Source organism: Nocardioides sp. CPCC 206348 (genome assembly GCF_048654705.1).
In the GTDB taxonomy this organism is placed as follows: domain Bacteria; phylum Actinomycetota; class Actinomycetes; order Propionibacteriales; family Nocardioidaceae; genus Nocardioides.
Genome location: NZ_JBMCZA010000189.1, coordinates 5,723 through 7,526, shown reverse-complemented (window position 1 = coordinate 7,526; position 1,804 = coordinate 5,723). Strand labels below are relative to the sequence as shown.

2 protein-coding genes are annotated in these 1,804 nt (G+C 71.5%); both read right to left on the bottom strand.

Annotation, left to right across the window (positions count from 1 at the left end):
- Positions 1-103: 103 nt before the first annotated feature.
- Positions 104-1,393, bottom strand: coding sequence for a nucleotide sugar dehydrogenase (locus tag ACOADB_RS15610; RefSeq protein WP_378600362.1), 1,290 nt, complete (start codon positions 1,391-1,393; stop codon positions 104-106).
- 14 nt (positions 1,394-1,407) lie between these two features.
- On the bottom strand, positions 1,408-1,804 hold a 397-nt coding region (locus tag ACOADB_RS15605), incomplete at its 5' end, for a hypothetical protein (protein ID WP_378600359.1).

The window sequence follows — 1,804 nt, the reverse complement described above, 5'->3', positions numbered from 1 at the left end:
ATCGGCTGGGTCGGCCGGGCGGGCGTTCGCCTGACCGAGTCAGCGCCGGGCGAGTGGACCTGCCCCGAGACCAGCGACGTGTACGACGAGAAGGACGGCGTCCTCAGCCGCCGATGACGACCCGGCGGACGCCCTCGACGTTCCACGCGGCGGCGTCCGTCGCACGGCGACCGTCCACGAGGACGGTGACGCCGGGCAGGTCGGCCGGGGTGAGCGCCTTGTACTCCGGGTGGTCGGCCTGCACGATCGCGGCGGTGACCGGCTCGCCCTGGTGGGCGGGCAGGCCGAGCGCCTCGAGCTCGGCGTCGGTGTACATCGGGTCGGACACGAACGGCACCGCACCGCGGGCCTTCAGGCCCTCGACGAGCGGGAAGACGCCGGAGAACGCCGTCTCCTTCACCGCGCCGCGGTAGGCCGCACCGAGCACCAGCACCGGCAGGCCGGTGAGGTCGCCGTGCGCCGCCGCCAGCAGGTCGAGGGCGTACGACGGCATGCCGGCGTTCGCCTCGCGAGCGGCCGTCACGACCGTGGCCGCGGGGTCGTTCCACAGGTAGAGCCGCGGGTAGATCGGGATGCAGTGCCCACCGACGGCGATGCCGGGGCGGTGGATGTGGCTGTAGGGCTGCGAGTTGGACGCGTCGATCACCTTGAGCACGTCGACGTCGATCTGGTCGGCGTACCGGGCGAACTGGTTGGCCAGTCCGATGTTCACGTCGCGGTAGGTCGTCTCGGCGAGCTTCGCGAACTCCGAGGCCTCCGACGATCCGAGGTCCCACACGCCGTTGGGCTCGGGCAGGTCGGGACGGTCGTCGAAGTCGAGGACCGCGCGGTAGAAGTCCATGGCCGCGTCGGCAGAGGCCTGGTTGATGCCACCGATGAGCTTGGGGTACTTGCGGAGGTCCTCGAACACCCGGCCGGTGAGCACGCGCTCGGGGCTGAACACCAGGTGGAAGTCCTCGCCGGCCTTGAGCCCGGAGAGCTCCTCGAGCTTGGGGCCGAAGCGGTTGCGGGTGGTGCCGATGGGCAACGTCGTCTCGTAGCTGACCAGGGTGCCCGGCTTGAGGCCACGGCCCACGGCCTCGGTCGCTGCGTCCATCCACGCCCAGCTCGGCGTGCCGTCCGCCGCCACGAACAGGGGTACGACGATGACGACTGCCTGCGCTGCGGCGACCGCGGCGGTGGTGTCGGTGGTGGCCGACAGCAGTCCGGCGTCGACGGCCTCACGGAGCTTCTCGGCGAGGTGGGCCTCGCCGGGGAACGGCTCCTCCCCGCGATTCACCAGGTCGACTGCCAACTGGTCGACGTCGGCACCGACGACGCGGTGCCCCTTGCTGGCGAACTGCACTGCCAGGGGGAGCCCGATCTTGCCGAGCGCGACCACACAGATGTCCACGTTTCCTGCTCTCCTCATTTGCTTCCGAGCCGACCGAGTTCGCGGCGCAGCCGTCCGGCTGCCCGGCGGGCGAGTGTCCGTGGAACGGCCACGTCGACCAGGACCCGATCCCCGGTCGATGATGTCACCCTGACGGCGACCTTTCGCGATCGGGTGGCCACCTCGGAGACAGCGCTCACGGGCACCCGGATGGGTCGGTCGATGATCCGGTCGTCGGTCTCGATCCGGAGCCGGAGTCCGGCACGTCGCCCGCCCTGTTCGATGAACGGCATCAGGTCGACCTCCGCCCGGACGGCTCCGTCGGCGTCGATGGTCACCGGGCCGCCGGCCAGCACCCGCGGCGCCTCGGCCGGCGGGAGATCGAGGGCCGGGTGTGGTTCGCCGGCGTCGTCGAGGGGGCCCAGCGTCAGT